Below are 16,822 nucleotides of genomic sequence, written 5' to 3'. Positions count from 1 at the left end.
AAAGAGAAAAAACGCTTATACTTCATTTTTGAAGCATAAGCGTTTTTGTTTAAAATACTTAAAAACAAAAATCTTTTGGTAAAGTGCCATTTTTTATCATCGTTCTTAATCCATGTTTCATAATCCAAGGGTTAACAGGATGCTGTTTATCGAGTAATTGTTGCAACCATTGAAGAACGAGTTCGTTATTTTCTTTCGCAATATCATTAATGTGATTGGCTACAGATTTTTGAACATACTTAGAAGGGTCATTCATTAATGGCTCAAGAAGCTTTAAATTATTTCTGAAGTCACCTTTCAGAGCTCCTATTTTTTTTGCCCAAGGAAGTCTTGGTCTAGTACCTTCTGAAACTAATCTCCTAATGTGGCTGTTTTCGTCACGTAACCACTGTTGCAATATGTCCAAGGTTTCTTCATGGTATTTTTCAAGATAAGGACGAATGGCATATTCAGCAGTATTTCTTTTTGTTATTTCATACATTGCATTGAATGAGGAGTCAAAATCGTTAAGTCCATATTTTTCAACGTATTTTGCGATAGGCATATACATATAACCCTTTGTAAATGTGCCTACTTCTGTTGTATTTTCTGGTCCTAATGTTTTCAGTAATATATGTATTGCTTCATTAAAATCTTTTTGTAATGCATTGTGTAATTCATCTGCTATTACTTCGACACGTTGCTTTAACTCTAAATTTTCAACTTTACATGTTACAGAATCTACAAAGTTTTTTTTAGAGAAATTAGGCTCGTGTTTACAAATAGAATCAGCCATTTTTTCTGCTAATTCTTTATTGAATAAAAATTTTAATGGAACGTATTTACCCATTTTTTCACCTCATTGGTCAGATAAAAACAATTTTTATTTTTTAATCGACAATCCATACACCAACGTCTCACTAGGAGTCGTAATACTAAAACCAGTCGTTTTATAATCAAGTTTTAATGTATCACCAGTGTAGTCTTTCGTGAATGAGTCCATTTGTACAATAAGCTGTTCATCTTCATATACAACATCATCCGTATTATATGTATCCCAAGTTAAATCAACATCAACAAAAATACTACAAGAGTTTGTCATTGTACCTCTAATGCGAATAATCTTTTTGTCTTCACGTTCTAGTCTATGTATAGCTGCTATTGCTTCATCAGTAATACGAATGTTCATGTAATCCCAACCTTTATTTATATTTCCTCTATTATTGCAAAAACAGTGGCAATAGGGAAGGGAGATGAATTGTAATGAAAAAACGAGCAAACAAATTTGTTTGCTCGTTTTACTATATTTTATTCTATTTCAGTTCACATTTATCAAGTGGAATGACTTTCGTTTTCTTAATAAATTTATAACCTAACCATAGTACTAAGAAGAGTGGTAAACCGATGTAAGAAACAAGTACACCGTTCCAGTCGATAGCTGCCCCCGTAAATGCTCCGTAGTTTTGACCTAAAATAACGATAACACAAAGTGTAAATGCAAAGATTGGACCGAACGGGAACCATTTCGCTTGATATGGTAAATCTTTTAAATCTTTCCCTTGTGCAATATAAGCTTTACGGAAACGGTAATGACTAATAGCAATCCCTACCCAAGCAATAAATCCTGACATCCCAGAAGCATTTAATAACCAAATGTATACAACACCGTCACCGAATAAAGAAGCGATGAAAGCGACGCTACCAACTACTGATGTTGCGATTAATGCGTTAACAGGTACACCGCGGCTATCTAATTTGCCTAAGAACTTTGGTGCTTTTCCTTGGCGAGCTAAATCCCAAAGCATACGAGTTGATGCATACATTCCAGAGTTACCAGCAGATAGAACTGCAGTTAAAATAACAGCGTTCATAACAGAAGCAGCGAAGGCAACGCCCGCTTTTTCAAATACAAGTGTAAATGGACTTACTGTAACATCACTCGCTGCAAGGCTTTCAGTCGTATAAGGAATTAATAAACCGATAACGAGAATTGCTAAAATGTAGAATAATAAAATACGCCAAAAGATAGAACGAATTGCTTTTGGAATATTGCGTTCTGGATCAGCAGTTTCACCAGCAGCTACTCCTAATAATTCAGTTCCTTGGAATGAGAAACCAGCAGCCATAAATACACCGATAATTGCCATGATGCCGCCATTAAATGGTGCATCTGCAACAGTGAAGTTTTTAAAGCCGACAGATTCGCCGCCCATAATTCCAAAAATCATCATAAAACCGACAATTAAAAAGATAATAATAGTAACTACTTTAATAAGTGCGAACCAATATTCAGATTCACCAAAACCTTTAACAGATAAATAGTTTAAGAGAAAAATAATAGCTAAACAAAGTCCACTCCAAATAAGAGAAGGGGTATCTGGGAACCAAAATTTCATAATTAATGTTACGGCCGCTAGTTCAGCTGCAATCGTAATCGCCCAGTTATACCAATAGTTCCATCCAAGTGCAAAACCAAGTGATGGATCAACAAATTTTGTTGCATAAGTACTAAAAGATCCAGTAACAGGCATGTAAGCCGCGAGTTCTGCTAAGCTTGTCATTAAGAAATAAACCATAATTCCAATTGCAGCGTATGCGATTAATGCACCGCCAGGTCCAGCGGAATGGATAACACCACCGCTAGCAAGAAATAGTCCGGTACCGATTGTACCACCGAGAGAAATCATCGTAAGGTGACGAGATTTTAATCCACGTTTTAATTCACCTTGTCCTTGTGTAGTTTGCGTTTTAGAGGTAGCTTGATTCGTTGCGCTATTCATGTTCAACACTCCTTTTCTTGTAAGATAGGAAGGAGCGGGGGAGAAAAATACAAAAAACCGCCAAAAGAATTAGGCGGAACGTTTCACAAATAACCACCCCATCATACCCTTCCGTTAAGATAGCACCCCACGTCTACACGGTAATTTTGTAAACGTGACAGTTCTGTTCCTTTCGGAGACAGCCCCAGCTCATATTTCCAGAGATGAAATATAAACTTCGGCAACATTTCCTTTCAAACGGAGTCGGTGACATTCTCTGTGTCTCGGCCGTTCTACTCTTAAAAGTTGCAACCTCTACCTCATCGGATTGATGAGGATTTATATATTGCTAAGATTTTTAATATATGGCAATTGTAATGACTTTCTGAATATATTGCAAGGGATTTTGTTGGGAAAAGTCAAAAAATATCGGTTATTGTATAGGAAACGCTTGCAAAACTCCACCCGAACCTACTGTTATGTAACAATTAACAAATAAAAAGTTGTTATACAAAAGTTTCGCAAAAAATAATGAAAAATCCTTTAAAGTTAAAAGAAAATTCAGAAAATATAATTCGACATAACTATTAAAGGGGATTAGTTTTTTATTTTGTTTCAAAGAATAAATATATGTGTATACGAAAAAGAATGAATATTCTATATATTTATAGTAAAATTGAAGTATTGTTTAATTGAAAAGGGGACGTCGTTATGAAATTAGAAACGGAAAGATTACATATTATCCCGTGTACGGAAGAATGGGTTCAAATTGCGAATAATCAAGGATACAATAGTGGTCCGCATATTTTAGGGCATATAGAAAATGTGAAACAAGATGCGGCTTTATTACCGTGGGGCGCGTGGTATGTTATTCGGAAAGAAGATGATGTTGTTCTAGGTGATATAGGATTTAAAGGGAGACCGAACGAGAATCATACAGTAGAAATTGGTTACGGATTTATTGAGAAATATTGGAATAAAGGTTATGCTACAGAATCTGTAGATGAATTAATAAAGTGGGCTTTTCAGACAGGAGAAGTAGAAACAATTATAGCAGAGACACACCTTGATAACGATAGCTCTATTCGTGTATTAGAGAAATTACATATGAAAAGAGTAAATAGTACTGAAACAATGATAAATTGGAAGATTGAAAAATAAAGAATACCGCTCGAAGTAAATCGGGCGGTATTTTACTTAATCATGGTAGCATTTGTTTTTGATTTGCCGGGTATCCAATTGTTGAATGTTTCGAATGGTTACGGACAGAAATGAAAATAGAGATAATAATGATAAGACCAACTGCAACATAAGAAAGTGTAATAATAGTTGGATCAACTTTAAATGATGTAAGTAATGTACGTATATTCGTAAAGATAATAAGTCCGCCAACGAGTACGCCAAGTAAATGCGAAGGAACGATGCGTACTAACCATGCGGCGATTGGTGCGGCAACAATACCACCGAGCATTAGGGCGAATACCCAAACCCAGCTTATTTGTTCCCAACCAAGTGAGATGAAAAAGCCGATTGTTGCAGCGAGTGAAACAGGAAATTCGCTCGTATCTACAGATCCAATAACTTTTCTAGCATCATTTCCTTTTGCAAGAAGAACAGGTGTCGTAATAGGTCCCCAGCCACCACCGCCAGTTGAATCAACGAATCCTGCGAACAGACCGAGCGGCACAAGTTGTTTAGCAGACATACGCTTATTTGAAGAAACAATTTGTTTTTGAATGATGAATCGTAATAAAATATAAACTCCTAAAGTAAATAAAAATAAGGAAATGTACGGTTTAATTACATCGCCAGGTAAATTACTTAAAAAACATGCTCCAACAAATGCACCAATTGCTCCAGGTAATGTAAGCCTGGAAACTGTATATTTATCAACGTTTCCAAATCGGATGTGAGATGCACCAGAAGCCGCAGTTGTAACGACTTCAGCTAAATGAACCGATGCAGATGCAACAGCCGGTGCGATACCAAACATTAATAATAAAGAGGAAGACGTTACCCCGTACGCCATTCCAAGTGCTCCATCAATCAATTGAGCAAAAAATCCGATAATAGCAAAGATAATTAATTTCTGCATAAATAATCCCCCTGTAATAATAAATAAAAAGGCACTTTTCCCGTATGAGAAAAGTGCCTTTGGTTTTTCCAATCAGCAATATTTAAATTTGTTTTATTATAATACATATTAATCGTATAAATCAACTAGGTTTTAAATTTTTTTGAATTGAATGAAATAAAAAGAAAATATACAATAAAAGGATGGAGAGAAAGGGGAGAAAGAAAATGTTAACATTTGATCATCTCGTTCACGCAGTTCATTGTACGCCTGAGGAGGCGACAAAACAAATGCAGGCACTAGGTTTTCATACTGCGTTAGGCGGTGAGCATACAAACTGGGGGACTTGGAATAGTTTATGTTACTTTGATTTATCATATATAGAATTTTTAGCAGTTAAGCATGAAGAAAAAGCGAAAGAAGCAGAAAATCCATTAGTACAGGAAACGGTTGTTAAATTGCAAAATGGAGAAGGGATGCTACAAATCGCAATTCGAACAGATGAAATTGAAGAACTAGCAGTTAAGCTTAACAAGCACGGCTTACATACGATAGGACCATTTGAAGGAAAACGTATGAGGAAAGATGGCCGTCTTTTAGAATGGAAAATGTTATTTGTAAAGCAAGAAGAGAACGGACCGAAATTACCTTTCTTTATACAATGGAATGAAACGGACGAAGAAAGAAGAACCGATTTACGTAACATAGGAACAATCACTGAACATAAAAACAAAGTACAACAAATTGAAACGATTCATTACGCAGTGAAAAATGTTCGAGAAACAGTGCGGAAATGGGAAGAAGTAATGGAGCTAACTGCAAGCTCAGTCATGAAAAATGAAGAATGGAATGCGGAGTGTCAAAGTGTATTGTTTGGTGGTATTAGTGTGCAGTTTTGTGAACCAGTAGGGGGAGGTCTAGTGCTAGAACATTTGAATAAGAATGGTGAAAATCCATTTGCAGTGGAATTTAAAGGGGAAAATAAACGAGAGTATGAAGTGTTAGGTAGTATGTACGTATATTAATAGAGGTGAGTTTTGTGGAAGAAATGTTAAGAGAGATAGAGAGAAAACTAGGGTGGCCTCGAATTGTAAAATGTACAGTTATTTCAAAAGGGTTTTCACATGAAGAGAAATATAAAGTGGAATTAGAAAACAGAGTAACGTATTTTATAAAAGTATGTGATGCTGTTAACTTTGAACGAAAACAAGAAGAATATACGTATATGAAACAATTAGAGTCATTACATATTCCAACGCCGAAGTTAATTCATTTCATAAAACTTGAGGAATTAAATAAATGTGTTCAAGTATTTGAATGGACCCGAGGTGTAAATGGTGAAGAGGGCTTAAGTAAGCTATCGGCGGAAGAACAGTATAATGCAGGAAGAAAAGCAGGAAAAGTACTAAAGAGGATTCACTCAATTGAAAGAGAAAGTGCAAGTAATAAATGGGAAACAATTAGATGGAATAAGTACGAAAGATATATAGAAGCATTAGCAGGTTATGAGGTGAACTTTCTGGATTTGAAGCCCGTATTAACCTTTGTAGAAAATCATAAGAATTTATTGAAAAATCGTCCAATCACCTTTTTACACGATGACTTCCATCCAGCAAATAGTATGATTCATAATAATGAATTTATCGTTATCGATTTTGGTGGATATGATTTTGGCGATCCAATACACGATTTTTATAATGTAGCGATTTTTACTACAAGAATAAGCAAACCCTTTGCGGTTGGACAAGTTCACGGTTATTGCGAAGGTGAACCGTCGCTCTATTTTTGGAAACTGTACTCATTGTATGCAGCGATGACATTCCCGGCGGATATTGTGTGGACGAACCGAAGCGCACCGCATTTAGTAGATGATATGAAGGAGGGATTAAACCGAATTTTAGAAGACCATAATCATTTTTTATCCTATATTCCGAAATGGTATCAATCATATCATATGGATATAATAAACAATAAATAACGGAGGGGTTCATTTGGATAAAATAGCGATAATTTCAGATATTCATGGTAATATTCCGGCTTTAGAATCAGTACTGCAAGATATTAAATTAAGAGGAATCGAACGCATTATTTGTCTTGGAGATTTAGTAGGAAAAGGTCCCCATTCTAGCGAAGTGATTGAAATCATTCGTAAAGAATGTGAAGGAGTTGTAATGGGGAACTGGGATGATTTCATTACAAAGCCAACTGAATTTGAAGCGTTAAAATGGCATCAAAAACAACTGTCAGAAGAACAAAATGAATATTTAAGGAGTTTACCATTTTCCATCGAGTTTTATATGAGCGGGAAACTCATTCGTATGTTCCACGCTTCACCGAGAAGTTTGTATGAAAGAATTCAACCACACGCTTCAAGAGAAGAGCGTGTTAGTATGTTCGAAAATAGTGAGTTGACAGAGAATATAGAAGGGGAAAGAAAACCAGATGTCGTTTGCTACGGTGACGTTCACCAAGCGTTCGTTCAAAATTTCAGAGGGAAAACGTTATGTAATGCTGGTAGTGTAGGAAACCCTCTTGAAATTACACAAGCTTCCTATTTAATTTTTGAAGGAATTTACAATGAAAAAGAAGCAGCGAGCTTTTCCATTCAACTCGTACGTGTACCGTATGATATTGAATTAGCAATTCGATTAGCAGAAGAGCTGGATATGCCAGAAATTGAGGAATACAAGCAAGAGTTACGGACTGCTTTATATCGAGGGTTTAAGGGGAAGTAAGGAATATCATACATATAAAAACTAGAGGATAGCCATTCTCTAGTTTTTATATGTAATCTGCAATTTACCCTTCAATAGTTTCATTATCATATAATCTCTTTGCTTTGTCGGTTGAATTTCTTTTAGAAACAATTACTCCAAACAATCCACTAATAAGCAATAAACCAGATGAGAAAATAAAAACAACGTTGAGAGGAATAAATCCGGATAGCCAGCCAGATAACAACTGTGAAATAGGTACTGCTCCAAATGATGCTAAAGAAACAAAGCTCATCGTTCTGCCAAGGTTATTTAAGGGGACATTGGATTGTATTTTTGAAATCATAATAATACTAGCGATGCCATTTAATATGCCAACTATGCCTATAGCAAAAACGACAATAATGAGTGATGGGATAGCTACAAAACAAAGAATGATTCCTTGGAAGATTTCAAGAATATAAAACATCCGAAGTGTTTTATATTTGGTCTTTAACTTTGAAATCATCATCATACCTAGTACTGATCCTATTCCGAAAGCAGCCATAACAATACCCATTTGAGAAGTACCAATTTTCAAAACTTCTTTCGAATACAGGGGTAAAATGATTTGTAATGGACCTACTACAGCTAGCCCACCTAATAAATTAACTACCAATATAGTTCTTAACCATTTCGCGTTCCAAACTTGTTGGAAACCATCTAAAAAGTCTTTTATAATATGCGATTCTTTCATTTTATCCACTATATTTTCTTTATTCTTTATTAATATTCCTGTTAAGCAAGCAATTAAATAAGACAATCCGTTAATAATAAAACCAGTTGTAACGCCAAAATTACTAATTACTACTCCAGCTAAAGGTGGACCTATAAAAATAGCAGTTTGTGAAATAGACTGTACCCAGGCATTTGCTCGTTCTAATTCTGCTACTTCTACAAGTGAAGGGACAATGGAGTTAAATGCAGGATAAAAGAATCCACTAGCCAATCCTGATAAAGAAAGGAGTATATAAAGTAAAAGGAAAGTTAAAGAATCGAAAGATAACAATAGTACTAAAATGGATATGATAGCGAAACGGAATAAATCTGTAATCCAAATAATTTGTTTTGCATTCAGACGATCTACAACGACGCCAGCCAATAGCAAAATGATAATACGAGGAAGGAACAATGATAATTGGGAAAAGGCCATTTCACTGCCTCTTCCCCCCATATCAAATATTAAGTAAATGATGGCGATTTGTTGAAATCCATCACCAATTGTAGATAACGATTGACCAAAGAAAAACAGAGAAAAGTTTCTATTAGCAAAAAGAGAATGCTTAACTGAACTTTTCATGATTCATCCTTCAGATTACTAGATTGACTAACCGGAGGGGTAGGGTGAAAGAAATAACTAAGAGAAAAAGGTGATGGATGTTCGGCAGCTTTTTTCTTTTCTGTTTGTGATCTATTTAATATTTCATGAATTGCTGATAAATGGTGATGAATAGAGTTGACTTCTTCGCTTGTTAACAAAACTTGTTGTTGGAAAATTTGTGAATTAGATAAAGCGCCTTCATAATAATCGATACTTTCTATAAGATTTCGATACGTTTCATGAAATGTGGATTCGTACAGTTTATGTTCATCTACTTTAGATAACTCTAGTGATGAAGATAAACGGAAAGAGCGTGCTGAAGCTGCATATTTCTTTTCCACAATTGAACCATGTATTTCTTCCTTTGTTAGCTTGATAATCCCAGCATTAAGCAGTTCCTTAACATGAAAATGTACTTTCGGAGCTGTTTCACCTAACGCTTCAGAAATCTGCTTATTCGTTAATTCTCTAGATGATAAGATTGATAGAATGCGTTGTCTTAAAGGATGAGAAAGAGCATGAATTTGTTCACTTGATTCAAGTATCATTTCATATTTCATTGTAAAACCTCCTTTTATATAATAAGTATAAAAAACTAAATTTTATCGATAAATTATTTTTTATCGATTTAAATATAACTTACTGAATGAGAAGAATCAATATTCATTTTGTTTATTCTGAAAATTAAAGTAAGATAAAATAGTGGAAACTAATTGTTTTAAATGATACATGAACTATTTATTGTTTACATAATAAAATTATAGTGTTTTATTAGAGTGATTAAGGGGGATTATCGTGCATCGTAAAAAAAAACTGAAAGAAATTGCTGATCATATTTTAACGTTAAACTTAACTCATCCAATAAGAGTTGGAGTGAGTGGTATTACAGCCTCAGGAAAGACAACATTTGCAAATGAACTAGCGGAGGAATTGAAACAGTGCGGAGTACCAGTAACACGTGCAAGCATTGATGATTTTCATAACCCGAGAGCAATTCGCTATACACAAGGTAAAGAATCAGCAAGAGGGTATTACGAAGATGCACACGATTATACAGCTTTCAAAGAAAGATTATTAAAGCCTTTAGGACCTAGCGGGAATTTACAGTATGAAACGATTTCTCATAACTTAATAACGGATGTCTCTGTACATAATGAGCTGCTAGTGACCTCACCAAATATGGTGCTAATAGTAGATGGAACATTTTTATTGAAAAAAGACATTGCACATCTATTTGACTATAAAATTTTTGTAGATACAGATTTTGAGATTGCGAGAAAATGTGGTGCGAAGCGAGAAACAGAAGCTTTTGGGAGTTATGAAGAAGCAGAGAAGATGTTTTTGAACAGGTATCATGCAGCTTGTAAGATGTATATAGACGAGCATAATCCGAAAGAGTGTGCGGATGTTGTATTTCAGAATAGTGATTTTGAGAATCCGGAAGTTGTATTTCAGGAAAGAAAGTAATACAAAATCAGAAATATATGTATAGCATTATATTTGTTGTTATAATTCTTGTATAATGAGAGTAATTTTATGAAGTGAATAACAGGGGATAAGGCAATTAAAAAACGTAAAAAGGGGATAGGAAATATAATGACAGAAGTACAAGAATTAAAACAAGAACTACAACAAATTAAAAATAATAATTATGCTGTACCAGAAGATGTAGACGCATATCCATATGCACAGTGGATGCTAGATTATATCGGATCACCTGATGCTGAATTACGTGATGAACTGATTTATAGTACGCTTCACACGTGGATTACAAATGATGTATTTCGACAAAAAGAATTACGAGGATTAATGTTACAAGCGATTAGTCCTGATTATTTATTTTATAAAATTGGTGAAAAGGGAACAGACTCTGTTTTTAAACGTGCGTTCTCCGTATTAATTCCACCACTTATTTTATCTGTTCATGAAAGAGAAACATTGTTATCTGAAGAACAACTGTACAGTGTGGCGGAACAAGTGCTGGAATATGTATATTTAGAAGAAGATGTAAGGGGTTACGTAGAAGGAAAAGGCTGGGCACATTCTACGGCACATGCGGCTGATGCACTAGATGCTTTAGCGCGTACAATCCAAAATCGTGAGTTTTCATATGCAATACTAGCTGCTGTTCGTCAGAAGGTTCGTTTAAATGACTACGTATACATACACTTTGAGGATGAGAGATTAGTAACGCCAATTAAGTCGTTACGGAACCAAAATCTTTTAACTGAAGAAGAATGGAGCAACTGGCTACATAGTATAGCAATTGTTGAAGACATTCCGCATCCCCAGCATGATATTTTAGTACAAAATATTAGAGCTTTCTTAAGAAGTTTATATTTCAGAGTTTTAGAGACAGAGGGTAGTATGGCCTTTACAGATGATATATTGGAGACTTTGAAGAAATTGCGTAGGTATTAAAAAATGTCTTCGAATTAGAGCGTGGGGTTCATCACCCGATTCCATCATAAATGAGTATTTTAGCAAAGAATAAGATTTAAAAAACGATCATTGCTGTGGGTTCCCTACAAAAATGATCGTTTTTTAGTTGAATTGGAATTTTAGACTTAACTATGTAAAAAATTATATGTAATAACTAGTTTATTACATATGTAGTTGCGGATTTTCTTCATATAAAGTATTAACATGCTGTTTTAAATTCTTGATGAATAATAGAATCTCTTGACTAGGCATTCTAGCATGTTGAAGGTGAAATATGTTTCCTTTTCCGATTTCTAACTCGTTTGAAACCAAAGTAATAGGGATATTCCTAAAGACATGCCATGGAAAATACAAGTGTACAAAAGTTTCTCTAAAATATATACCTGATTGACAAATTAATACTCCATCGGATCCTTTACTCAAATTACCAAGGACAGATGTATCTAAAAAAGCAATGATTTCTTCTTCTTTTGAAATAATATATCGTGACAAAATGACCTTTAACTTTTTGTCTGAAATATGAGTGTCTATAAACAACCCATTATCAGGTTCTAATAATTCATCATATGTCTCAAACAAATTACAGATTGATTTTATCTCATCAGTTTTTACAACTGGATGTATATCATTTTGCTTTGAATTTTGGAATGAATTTGTAAGAGTTATAAGTAATTCTTTAAATAACAGCGGAGGATAATCACTTCCGTTAATATTAAAGCTTTTTTGTGCATTAAAAGATAAAAAGCTATCTTTATCAATTTCAATTTGTTGCACTTTATTTAATTGATCCCATTTTATATTTCCTTTACCTAACAGCCAATTTTTCCAGTATAAACCCGAACTTGTAAAGTAAACACCATATTTTCCTGATCCAAACAAATTACAACTTAAAAAAGCGATAATTTGATCATCTGTAGGTATAGAAAAACGTTTTTGGGCAATTGATAAGAAATCTTGGGGGATTCTAGTAACATAAAATCTAGATTGCTGATAATTTAAACAAATATCAGTTAAACGATTAACATCTATATTCAACATTATCATTCTCCATTCCATATTTCTTTTCGATATAATAAATTATAATATTATTAGGAAAATATTAACACTTAAATTTAGCTTAAATTGAGAGGTAAAGGATTGTAAAATAAATTTGTATTAGGCAAAAAAGTATAATCTGGGTTATTTATTTGGAGTAGTGTAGTCTTTTTAAGTTAATAAAAAAGTACATAAAACCAATAGCTCCCAACCATACTAAAAAATGTGTTGGAGGTGAGTTTTATGGACGAAAAAGACTTTCAAAAAGTTTATAATGATTACTTACATCAAGGAGAAGAGCAAGCTCAATTGGAAGTAGCCCAGAAAGTCGATTCAGGAGCAGAACAAATAGTTGCAGTTCGTAAAAATGATGAAGGTGATTTAATTGCTTTTAAAACAAGTAGTGGCAGAGAATTAGATTATATTACTGCTCTTGATGAAGCTAAATCAGGGAAGCTAGCTCATGTGGATGTATTTCATAAGTATGGCAGGGATATTATACGTAGTGAACCTGATGGTATGAAAGAGAATAACTTAGATAATTTACCTTCATTTTAAAACGGGTAAACCTCAAGAAGAGAATGTTCATTTGGATATTCTCTTCTTTTCTTTGCTAAGTTTTCCCTACAAATAGAATGTTCATTTCTAGAGTGAAATCTCTTTTTTAAACAGCTCTCTAAATTTCTCTCTATCTTCTGCTGTAAATGGTTTTGGCCCCTTTGTACGCTTGCCGCTTTTTCGAACCATTGCACTTAAATAACGTGTTTGTAATAGTTGGTCAATGTTTTCATTCGTATACTTATAGCCTTTATGGTGTAGAACGATACAGCCTTTTGCTAAAGCGAGCGAAGCAAGACCGTAATCTTGCGTTACGATTAAATCTTCTTTTTTTGCTAATTGCATAATCCGGTAATCCGCAGCATCTGCTCCGGAATCAACATAAATTGTTTCCACACCTTTTGGCTGCTGGGCATTAGAATAATGAGAGAAGCTAGTAACGAGGGTAACAGGAATTTCTGCATTCGTAGCTTCAAAGATAATAATATCTTTTACAGGACAAGCATCTGCATCAATGTAAATTTTCATTTTTATCACTCCTATAAATAGGTTCGTGTTGATAATAATGGTAGATTTATCTTTTGTCAAACGAGATCTCTTTACCTCATGTTATTTTTCACAAACCAAAATAGCCTCACGCAAACGAGAAATACCTTCCTCAATTTGATCAATATTTACTTTTCCATAAGACAAACGTATATAACCATCTTTCGCGCCGAAAATACTACCTGGCATAAAGGCGATTTCTTGTTTTAAGCTTTGCATAATGAGTTGTTTCTCGTTTATTGGTTCGTTTAATTTCCCCCATATGTATATACCACCGGTCGGATTGGAAAAAGAGATTTTATCGTGAAGTTGTTCGTTTAGGGCACGGACGATAATGTCTCTTTTTTCTGCTAGTTGTTTTCGTAAAGGAACTATATGAGACTGAAATGGTACAGTTTCGAAAAATTGCTGCATAAGCCACTGCGGGAATATACTCATTCCTAATTCCATTTGGTGACGCGCGTCTGATAATCGCTCGACTACAGACTGCGGGGCGACAAGCCAACCAACTCGTAACCCTGGCGCAATCATTTTTGATAAGGAATGAACATAAATGACTGTTCCGTTTTCATCAATCGATTTTAAAGTAGGGCAAGGTTGTTTATTTTCTAACGTAAGTAAACTGGACGGGTCATCTTCAACGATCGCGATTCGTAAGTCTGCGCAAAGTGATAACAGTTTTTTTCTACGGTTTGGATGCAGCATTGTTCCCGTAGGGTTTTGGAAATTTGGATTTAAAAAAATCATTTTAATGCGGTGCTTTCTATATAGCTCTTGTACATCGTCTGGATTAATGCCGTGTTCATCGACAGGTAATGGGAAAATACGAATACCTGCTGATTGGAATAATGGCAGGGAATAACAGTGCGATGGACTTTCAAAAGCGACGGCATCACCGGGATTTAATAAACATTGCACGATAAGGTGCAGTGCTTGTTGAGCGCCGGATGTAATCATAATGGATTGTTCAGTCGCCTCAACTTTTAAATATTCCTTCATATAGTTTACGACCGCTTGTCTTAGCGGGAGATAGCCTTGTGGATGATCGTAACTTAATGAATGCGTTAACGGTTGTTCACGTAAAATCGTTTGTAGTTGATCGTGAGGATAAAGATTACAACCGAGCTCTCCATTTGCGAAATCTATAATATTTTCATTTTGTTGCACTTCTGCCCGAATATGGCGAAGTAGCGGTAAGTTTGGTAAAAACGTACCACCTTCTACGAAATTTCTCCAGTTCGGCGTTAATGTTGGAGAAACGCCCCACATATGTGTACTTACACGTGTACCTTTACCAGTCGTACTTTCTACAATTCCCATAGCACGAAGTTCATTATAAGCAGTCGTTACTGTGCTTCTGTTTACATTTAACTGCGTAGCTAATTTCCGTTCTGAAGGGAGGAAGCTTCCTGGAGGAAGTTCTCCATATGTAATACGTTTTTCAATAAAGTCAACAACTTGCTGATAAATAGGGATTTTACTGTCATTATCTAGCTTCCATTCCATAAAAAACGCCTCCGTATCTTTTCACTACATCAAGTATAGCAAATTGGCTGGGTAAAAAAACAGCCAATTGGACGGTGTTTTATCCAGCCAATTTTACTATGCTAAATAGGGAAGGGGAGATTCGGATGAAACGATGGCAAATGGAGTGGCTCCTAGTATCAGTTGCATTAGTATGGGGAGCAAATTATACAATTGGAAAGTATGGCGTGGCATTTATGTCATCCATTCAATTTAATAGTTTACGTTTTTTAGTAGCATCACCGGTATTATTACTTATTACATTTATTATGGAACGCTCATTACGTATTGAAAGAAAAGATTGGTTACGATTATTAGCAGTCGGTATCGTTGGAACGACAATGTACCAAACGATGTTTATGCTATCTGTGAAATATACTTCAGCAACGAACGCCTCATTATTAATTGCGATGTCACCTATATTTACAGGGATATTAGCAGTATTGCACAAACAAGAACGTTTTTCGATGAAAGTACAAATTGGTTCAATAGTAGCCTTTGTTGGTGCAGCATTCGTTTTATTAACAGGGCATTCAGGAGGAGCAACTTATGAGTATGCGTGGCTCGGAAATTTAATTGGATTAGTCGCAGCAATTGCGTGGGGATGGTATCCAATTTTAGCGCAACCTCTTATTACAAAATACTCCGCAATGAGAGTCACATCATGGTCTACTTTAATTGGAATTGTACCACTCGTTATATATTGTTTATTCAATGTAAATACGTTAACATGGCCAGTAGATATGCCAAGCTGGGGATCACTAGCATATTCGATCGTCTTTGCGACAATCTTCGGACTTGCGATGTGGTATGTCGGTATTAGCAAAATTGGCTCAACGAAAGTAATGGTATACATGTATCTTGTTCCACTTTTCGCAGTTATTTTTGCGGCTGTAACAATTGGAGAGCAAATCAACATGATGCAATTAGTTGGCGGGTTTATTATCTTCATCGGATTATATGTTGTAAAAAAAGGCGGAGTGAAGAAGCCAGCTTTCAATTTAAAAAAAGCAAGTTAATAGTGAAAAGGATCTCTTTCAAATAGAAGGAGATCCTTTTTGTTTATGCGATAAAAGCGCTTGTTCAACAGCCCATTTTTGATGATCGTGAAGTAAATGTTCTATAGCAAGTAGTGGAGGTAACCACTTTAAAACATGATCTTCTTCAGAGGTTTCAGTTTGTTTATGTACCATGTTCGCAATGTAAAAGAATCCATCGTTTAAATAATATGTATCTTCCTTTTCCGCATAAAAATATCGCGCTGCATTACCGATATACTGCTTAATTTCAATTGTCCATCCTAATTCCTCGAGTAATTCACGATGCAAACATTCTTCTTTTGTTTCATTACCTTCCATACCGCCACCTGGTAAAAAGTAACGTTCTCCATTTTGAATGATAGCTATGTTTGAAGTAGTTGGATCAAAAATAACCGCATAACAGCTCGGCCACAATACATACTGAACAGTAGTTATTTTAGAACCGAATGTGAGTTTCGAAATCATAAAACACGACCTTTCTCTATAAAATACATAAAAGGGATAATAAGGTAAATTCCGAATTATATTAAGATAATCATAGTTGATTGGAGTGATATCAAAATGATAAATCGAAAATGTTCAAGGTGTAAAGAAATAACGGGTACAATACATGGTGGCAAAAAAATAAATGAAGAATTTTTGTGTGAAGATTGTCTTCAAAAAGGAATTGCGAGCGGGGAAACCGAATTATCACAAGTGGAGAAAGAACAAACTTCGTATCTTTCTATAAAGATATTAAAAATAATGAGTGTTATTTATTTAATAGGGTCTATTTTATGATATTATCCCCT

At 34.9% G+C, this 16,822-nt stretch carries 18 protein-coding genes, 1 pseudogene and 1 riboswitch; of the genes and pseudogenes, 9 read left to right on the top strand and 10 right to left on the bottom strand.

Annotated features, from left to right (window positions below):
• Nucleotides 1-58: 58 nt before the first annotated feature.
• The 3 genes from V7038_RS04485 to V7038_RS04475 all read right to left on the bottom strand — a co-directional run bounded on the left by V7038_RS04485 (nt 59) and on the right by V7038_RS04475 (nt 2,759).
• Complete coding sequence (locus tag V7038_RS04485) at nt 59-829, bottom strand: DNA alkylation repair protein (RefSeq protein WP_002110608.1); 771 nt, start codon at nt 827-829, stop codon at nt 59-61.
• 33 nt (nt 830-862) lie between these two features.
• Nucleotides 863-1,168: an iron-sulfur cluster biosynthesis family protein gene (locus V7038_RS04480; RefSeq protein WP_002110606.1), complete on the bottom strand. Its 306-nt coding sequence runs from the start codon at nt 1,166-1,168 to the stop codon at nt 863-865.
• A 124-nt stretch (nt 1,169-1,292) separates the two neighbouring features.
• The gene (locus tag V7038_RS04475; RefSeq protein WP_002110605.1) at nt 1,293-2,759 is read right to left on the bottom strand and encodes an amino acid permease; all 1,467 of its coding nucleotides are present in this window, start codon (nt 2,757-2,759) and stop codon (nt 1,293-1,295) included.
• Between the two features lie 112 nt (nt 2,760-2,871).
• A riboswitch (Lysine riboswitch) is annotated at nt 2,872-3,064 on the bottom strand.
• Between the two features lie 385 nt (nt 3,065-3,449).
• Between V7038_RS04475 and V7038_RS04470 the strand changes: the two genes are divergently transcribed.
• Entirely contained in the window at nt 3,450-3,899 is a 450-nt protein-coding gene (locus V7038_RS04470; protein ID WP_199693032.1) for a GNAT family N-acetyltransferase, read from the top strand.
• A gap of 40 nt (nt 3,900-3,939) precedes the next feature.
• Here V7038_RS04470 and V7038_RS04465 read toward each other — a convergent pair whose 3' ends face one another.
• Entirely contained in the window at nt 3,940-4,833 is an 894-nt protein-coding gene (locus V7038_RS04465) for a sulfite exporter TauE/SafE family protein (protein ID WP_070170352.1), read from the bottom strand.
• 206 nt (nt 4,834-5,039) lie between these two features.
• Between V7038_RS04465 and V7038_RS04460 the strand changes: the two genes are divergently transcribed.
• From V7038_RS04460 to V7038_RS04450, 3 genes are read left to right on the top strand one after another with little or no spacing between them, the layout of a single operon-like run.
• Complete coding sequence (locus V7038_RS04460) at nt 5,040-5,837, top strand: VOC family protein (RefSeq protein WP_070146688.1); 798 nt, start codon at nt 5,040-5,042, stop codon at nt 5,835-5,837.
• A 14-nt stretch (nt 5,838-5,851) separates the two neighbouring features.
• Nucleotides 5,852-6,790, top strand: a complete 939-nt coding sequence (locus V7038_RS04455; protein ID WP_070146687.1) for an aminoglycoside phosphotransferase family protein — start codon at nt 5,852-5,854, stop codon at nt 6,788-6,790.
• Between the two features lie 13 nt (nt 6,791-6,803).
• Nucleotides 6,804-7,547, top strand: a complete 744-nt coding sequence (locus V7038_RS04450) for a metallophosphoesterase family protein (RefSeq protein ID WP_070146686.1) — start codon at nt 6,804-6,806, stop codon at nt 7,545-7,547.
• Between the two features lie 64 nt (nt 7,548-7,611).
• Here V7038_RS04450 and V7038_RS04445 read toward each other — a convergent pair whose 3' ends face one another.
• Both V7038_RS04445 and V7038_RS04440 read right to left on the bottom strand, forming a co-directional pair.
• Nucleotides 7,612-8,865, bottom strand: coding sequence for an MFS transporter (locus V7038_RS04445; RefSeq protein ID WP_335469302.1), 1,254 nt, complete (start codon nt 8,863-8,865; stop codon nt 7,612-7,614).
• Nucleotides 8,862-9,446 carry an ArsR/SmtB family transcription factor gene (locus V7038_RS04440; protein ID WP_070146684.1) on the bottom strand — a complete coding sequence of 195 codons (585 nt, stop codon included), beginning with the start codon at nt 9,444-9,446 and terminating at the stop codon, nt 8,862-8,864. The genes V7038_RS04445 and V7038_RS04440 overlap by 4 nt, the downstream gene beginning before the upstream one ends.
• A 235-nt stretch (nt 9,447-9,681) precedes the next feature.
• On the opposite strand from V7038_RS04440, the gene V7038_RS04435 reads away from it, so the two are divergent.
• Nucleotides 9,682-10,353, top strand: a complete 672-nt coding sequence (locus V7038_RS04435) for a hypothetical protein (RefSeq protein WP_335469300.1) — start codon at nt 9,682-9,684, stop codon at nt 10,351-10,353.
• Between the two features lie 129 nt (nt 10,354-10,482).
• Nucleotides 10,483-11,307, top strand: coding sequence for a DUF2785 domain-containing protein (locus V7038_RS04430; protein ID WP_335469298.1), 825 nt, complete (start codon nt 10,483-10,485; stop codon nt 11,305-11,307).
• A 183-nt stretch (nt 11,308-11,490) separates the two neighbouring features.
• On the opposite strand, the gene V7038_RS04425 is transcribed toward V7038_RS04430, so the two are convergent.
• Nucleotides 11,491-12,366, bottom strand: coding sequence for a hypothetical protein (locus tag V7038_RS04425; RefSeq protein ID WP_335469296.1), 876 nt, complete (start codon nt 12,364-12,366; stop codon nt 11,491-11,493).
• Between the two features lie 240 nt (nt 12,367-12,606).
• Between V7038_RS04425 and V7038_RS04420 the strand changes: the two genes are divergently transcribed.
• On the top strand, nt 12,607-12,921 hold the full coding sequence (locus V7038_RS04420; protein ID WP_335469294.1) for a DUF3892 domain-containing protein: 315 nt from the start codon (nt 12,607-12,609) through the stop codon (nt 12,919-12,921).
• Between the two features lie 87 nt (nt 12,922-13,008).
• On the opposite strand, the gene V7038_RS04415 is transcribed toward V7038_RS04420, so the two are convergent.
• Together V7038_RS04415 and V7038_RS04410 are read right to left on the bottom strand one after the other, a co-directional pair.
• Nucleotides 13,009-13,449 carry a YaiI/YqxD family protein gene (locus V7038_RS04415; protein ID WP_002110594.1) on the bottom strand — a complete coding sequence of 147 codons (441 nt, stop codon included), beginning with the start codon at nt 13,447-13,449 and terminating at the stop codon, nt 13,009-13,011.
• Nucleotides 13,450-13,530: 81 nt separating this feature from the next.
• Nucleotides 13,531-14,973: a PLP-dependent aminotransferase family protein gene (locus V7038_RS04410; RefSeq protein ID WP_335469292.1), complete on the bottom strand. Its 1,443-nt coding sequence runs from the start codon at nt 14,971-14,973 to the stop codon at nt 13,531-13,533.
• Between the two features lie 125 nt (nt 14,974-15,098).
• On the opposite strand from V7038_RS04410, the gene V7038_RS04405 reads away from it, so the two are divergent.
• Nucleotides 15,099-16,010 (top strand): DMT family transporter, encoded by a 912-nt coding sequence (locus V7038_RS04405; RefSeq protein ID WP_002110592.1) that lies wholly within the window; start codon nt 15,099-15,101, stop codon nt 16,008-16,010.
• A gap of 18 nt (nt 16,011-16,028) precedes the next feature.
• On the opposite strand, the gene V7038_RS04400 is transcribed toward V7038_RS04405, so the two are convergent.
• Nucleotides 16,029-16,496 (bottom strand): NUDIX hydrolase, encoded by a 468-nt coding sequence (locus V7038_RS04400; RefSeq protein ID WP_070139596.1) that lies wholly within the window; start codon nt 16,494-16,496, stop codon nt 16,029-16,031.
• A gap of 96 nt (nt 16,497-16,592) precedes the next feature.
• Between V7038_RS04400 and V7038_RS04395 the strand changes: the two are divergent.
• Nucleotides 16,593-16,808: pseudogene (locus V7038_RS04395) on the top strand (DUF3980 domain-containing protein); the annotation flags it as partial.
• Between the last annotated feature and the right edge of the window lie 14 nt (nt 16,809-16,822).

Source organism: Bacillus sp. JJ783 (assembly GCF_036963225.1).
GTDB classification, from domain to species: Bacteria; Bacillota; Bacilli; order Bacillales; family Bacillaceae_G; genus Bacillus_A; species Bacillus_A cereus_U.
Note: the sequence above shows the minus strand (reverse complement) of the source record. Positions and strands in the feature narration are given on the sequence as shown.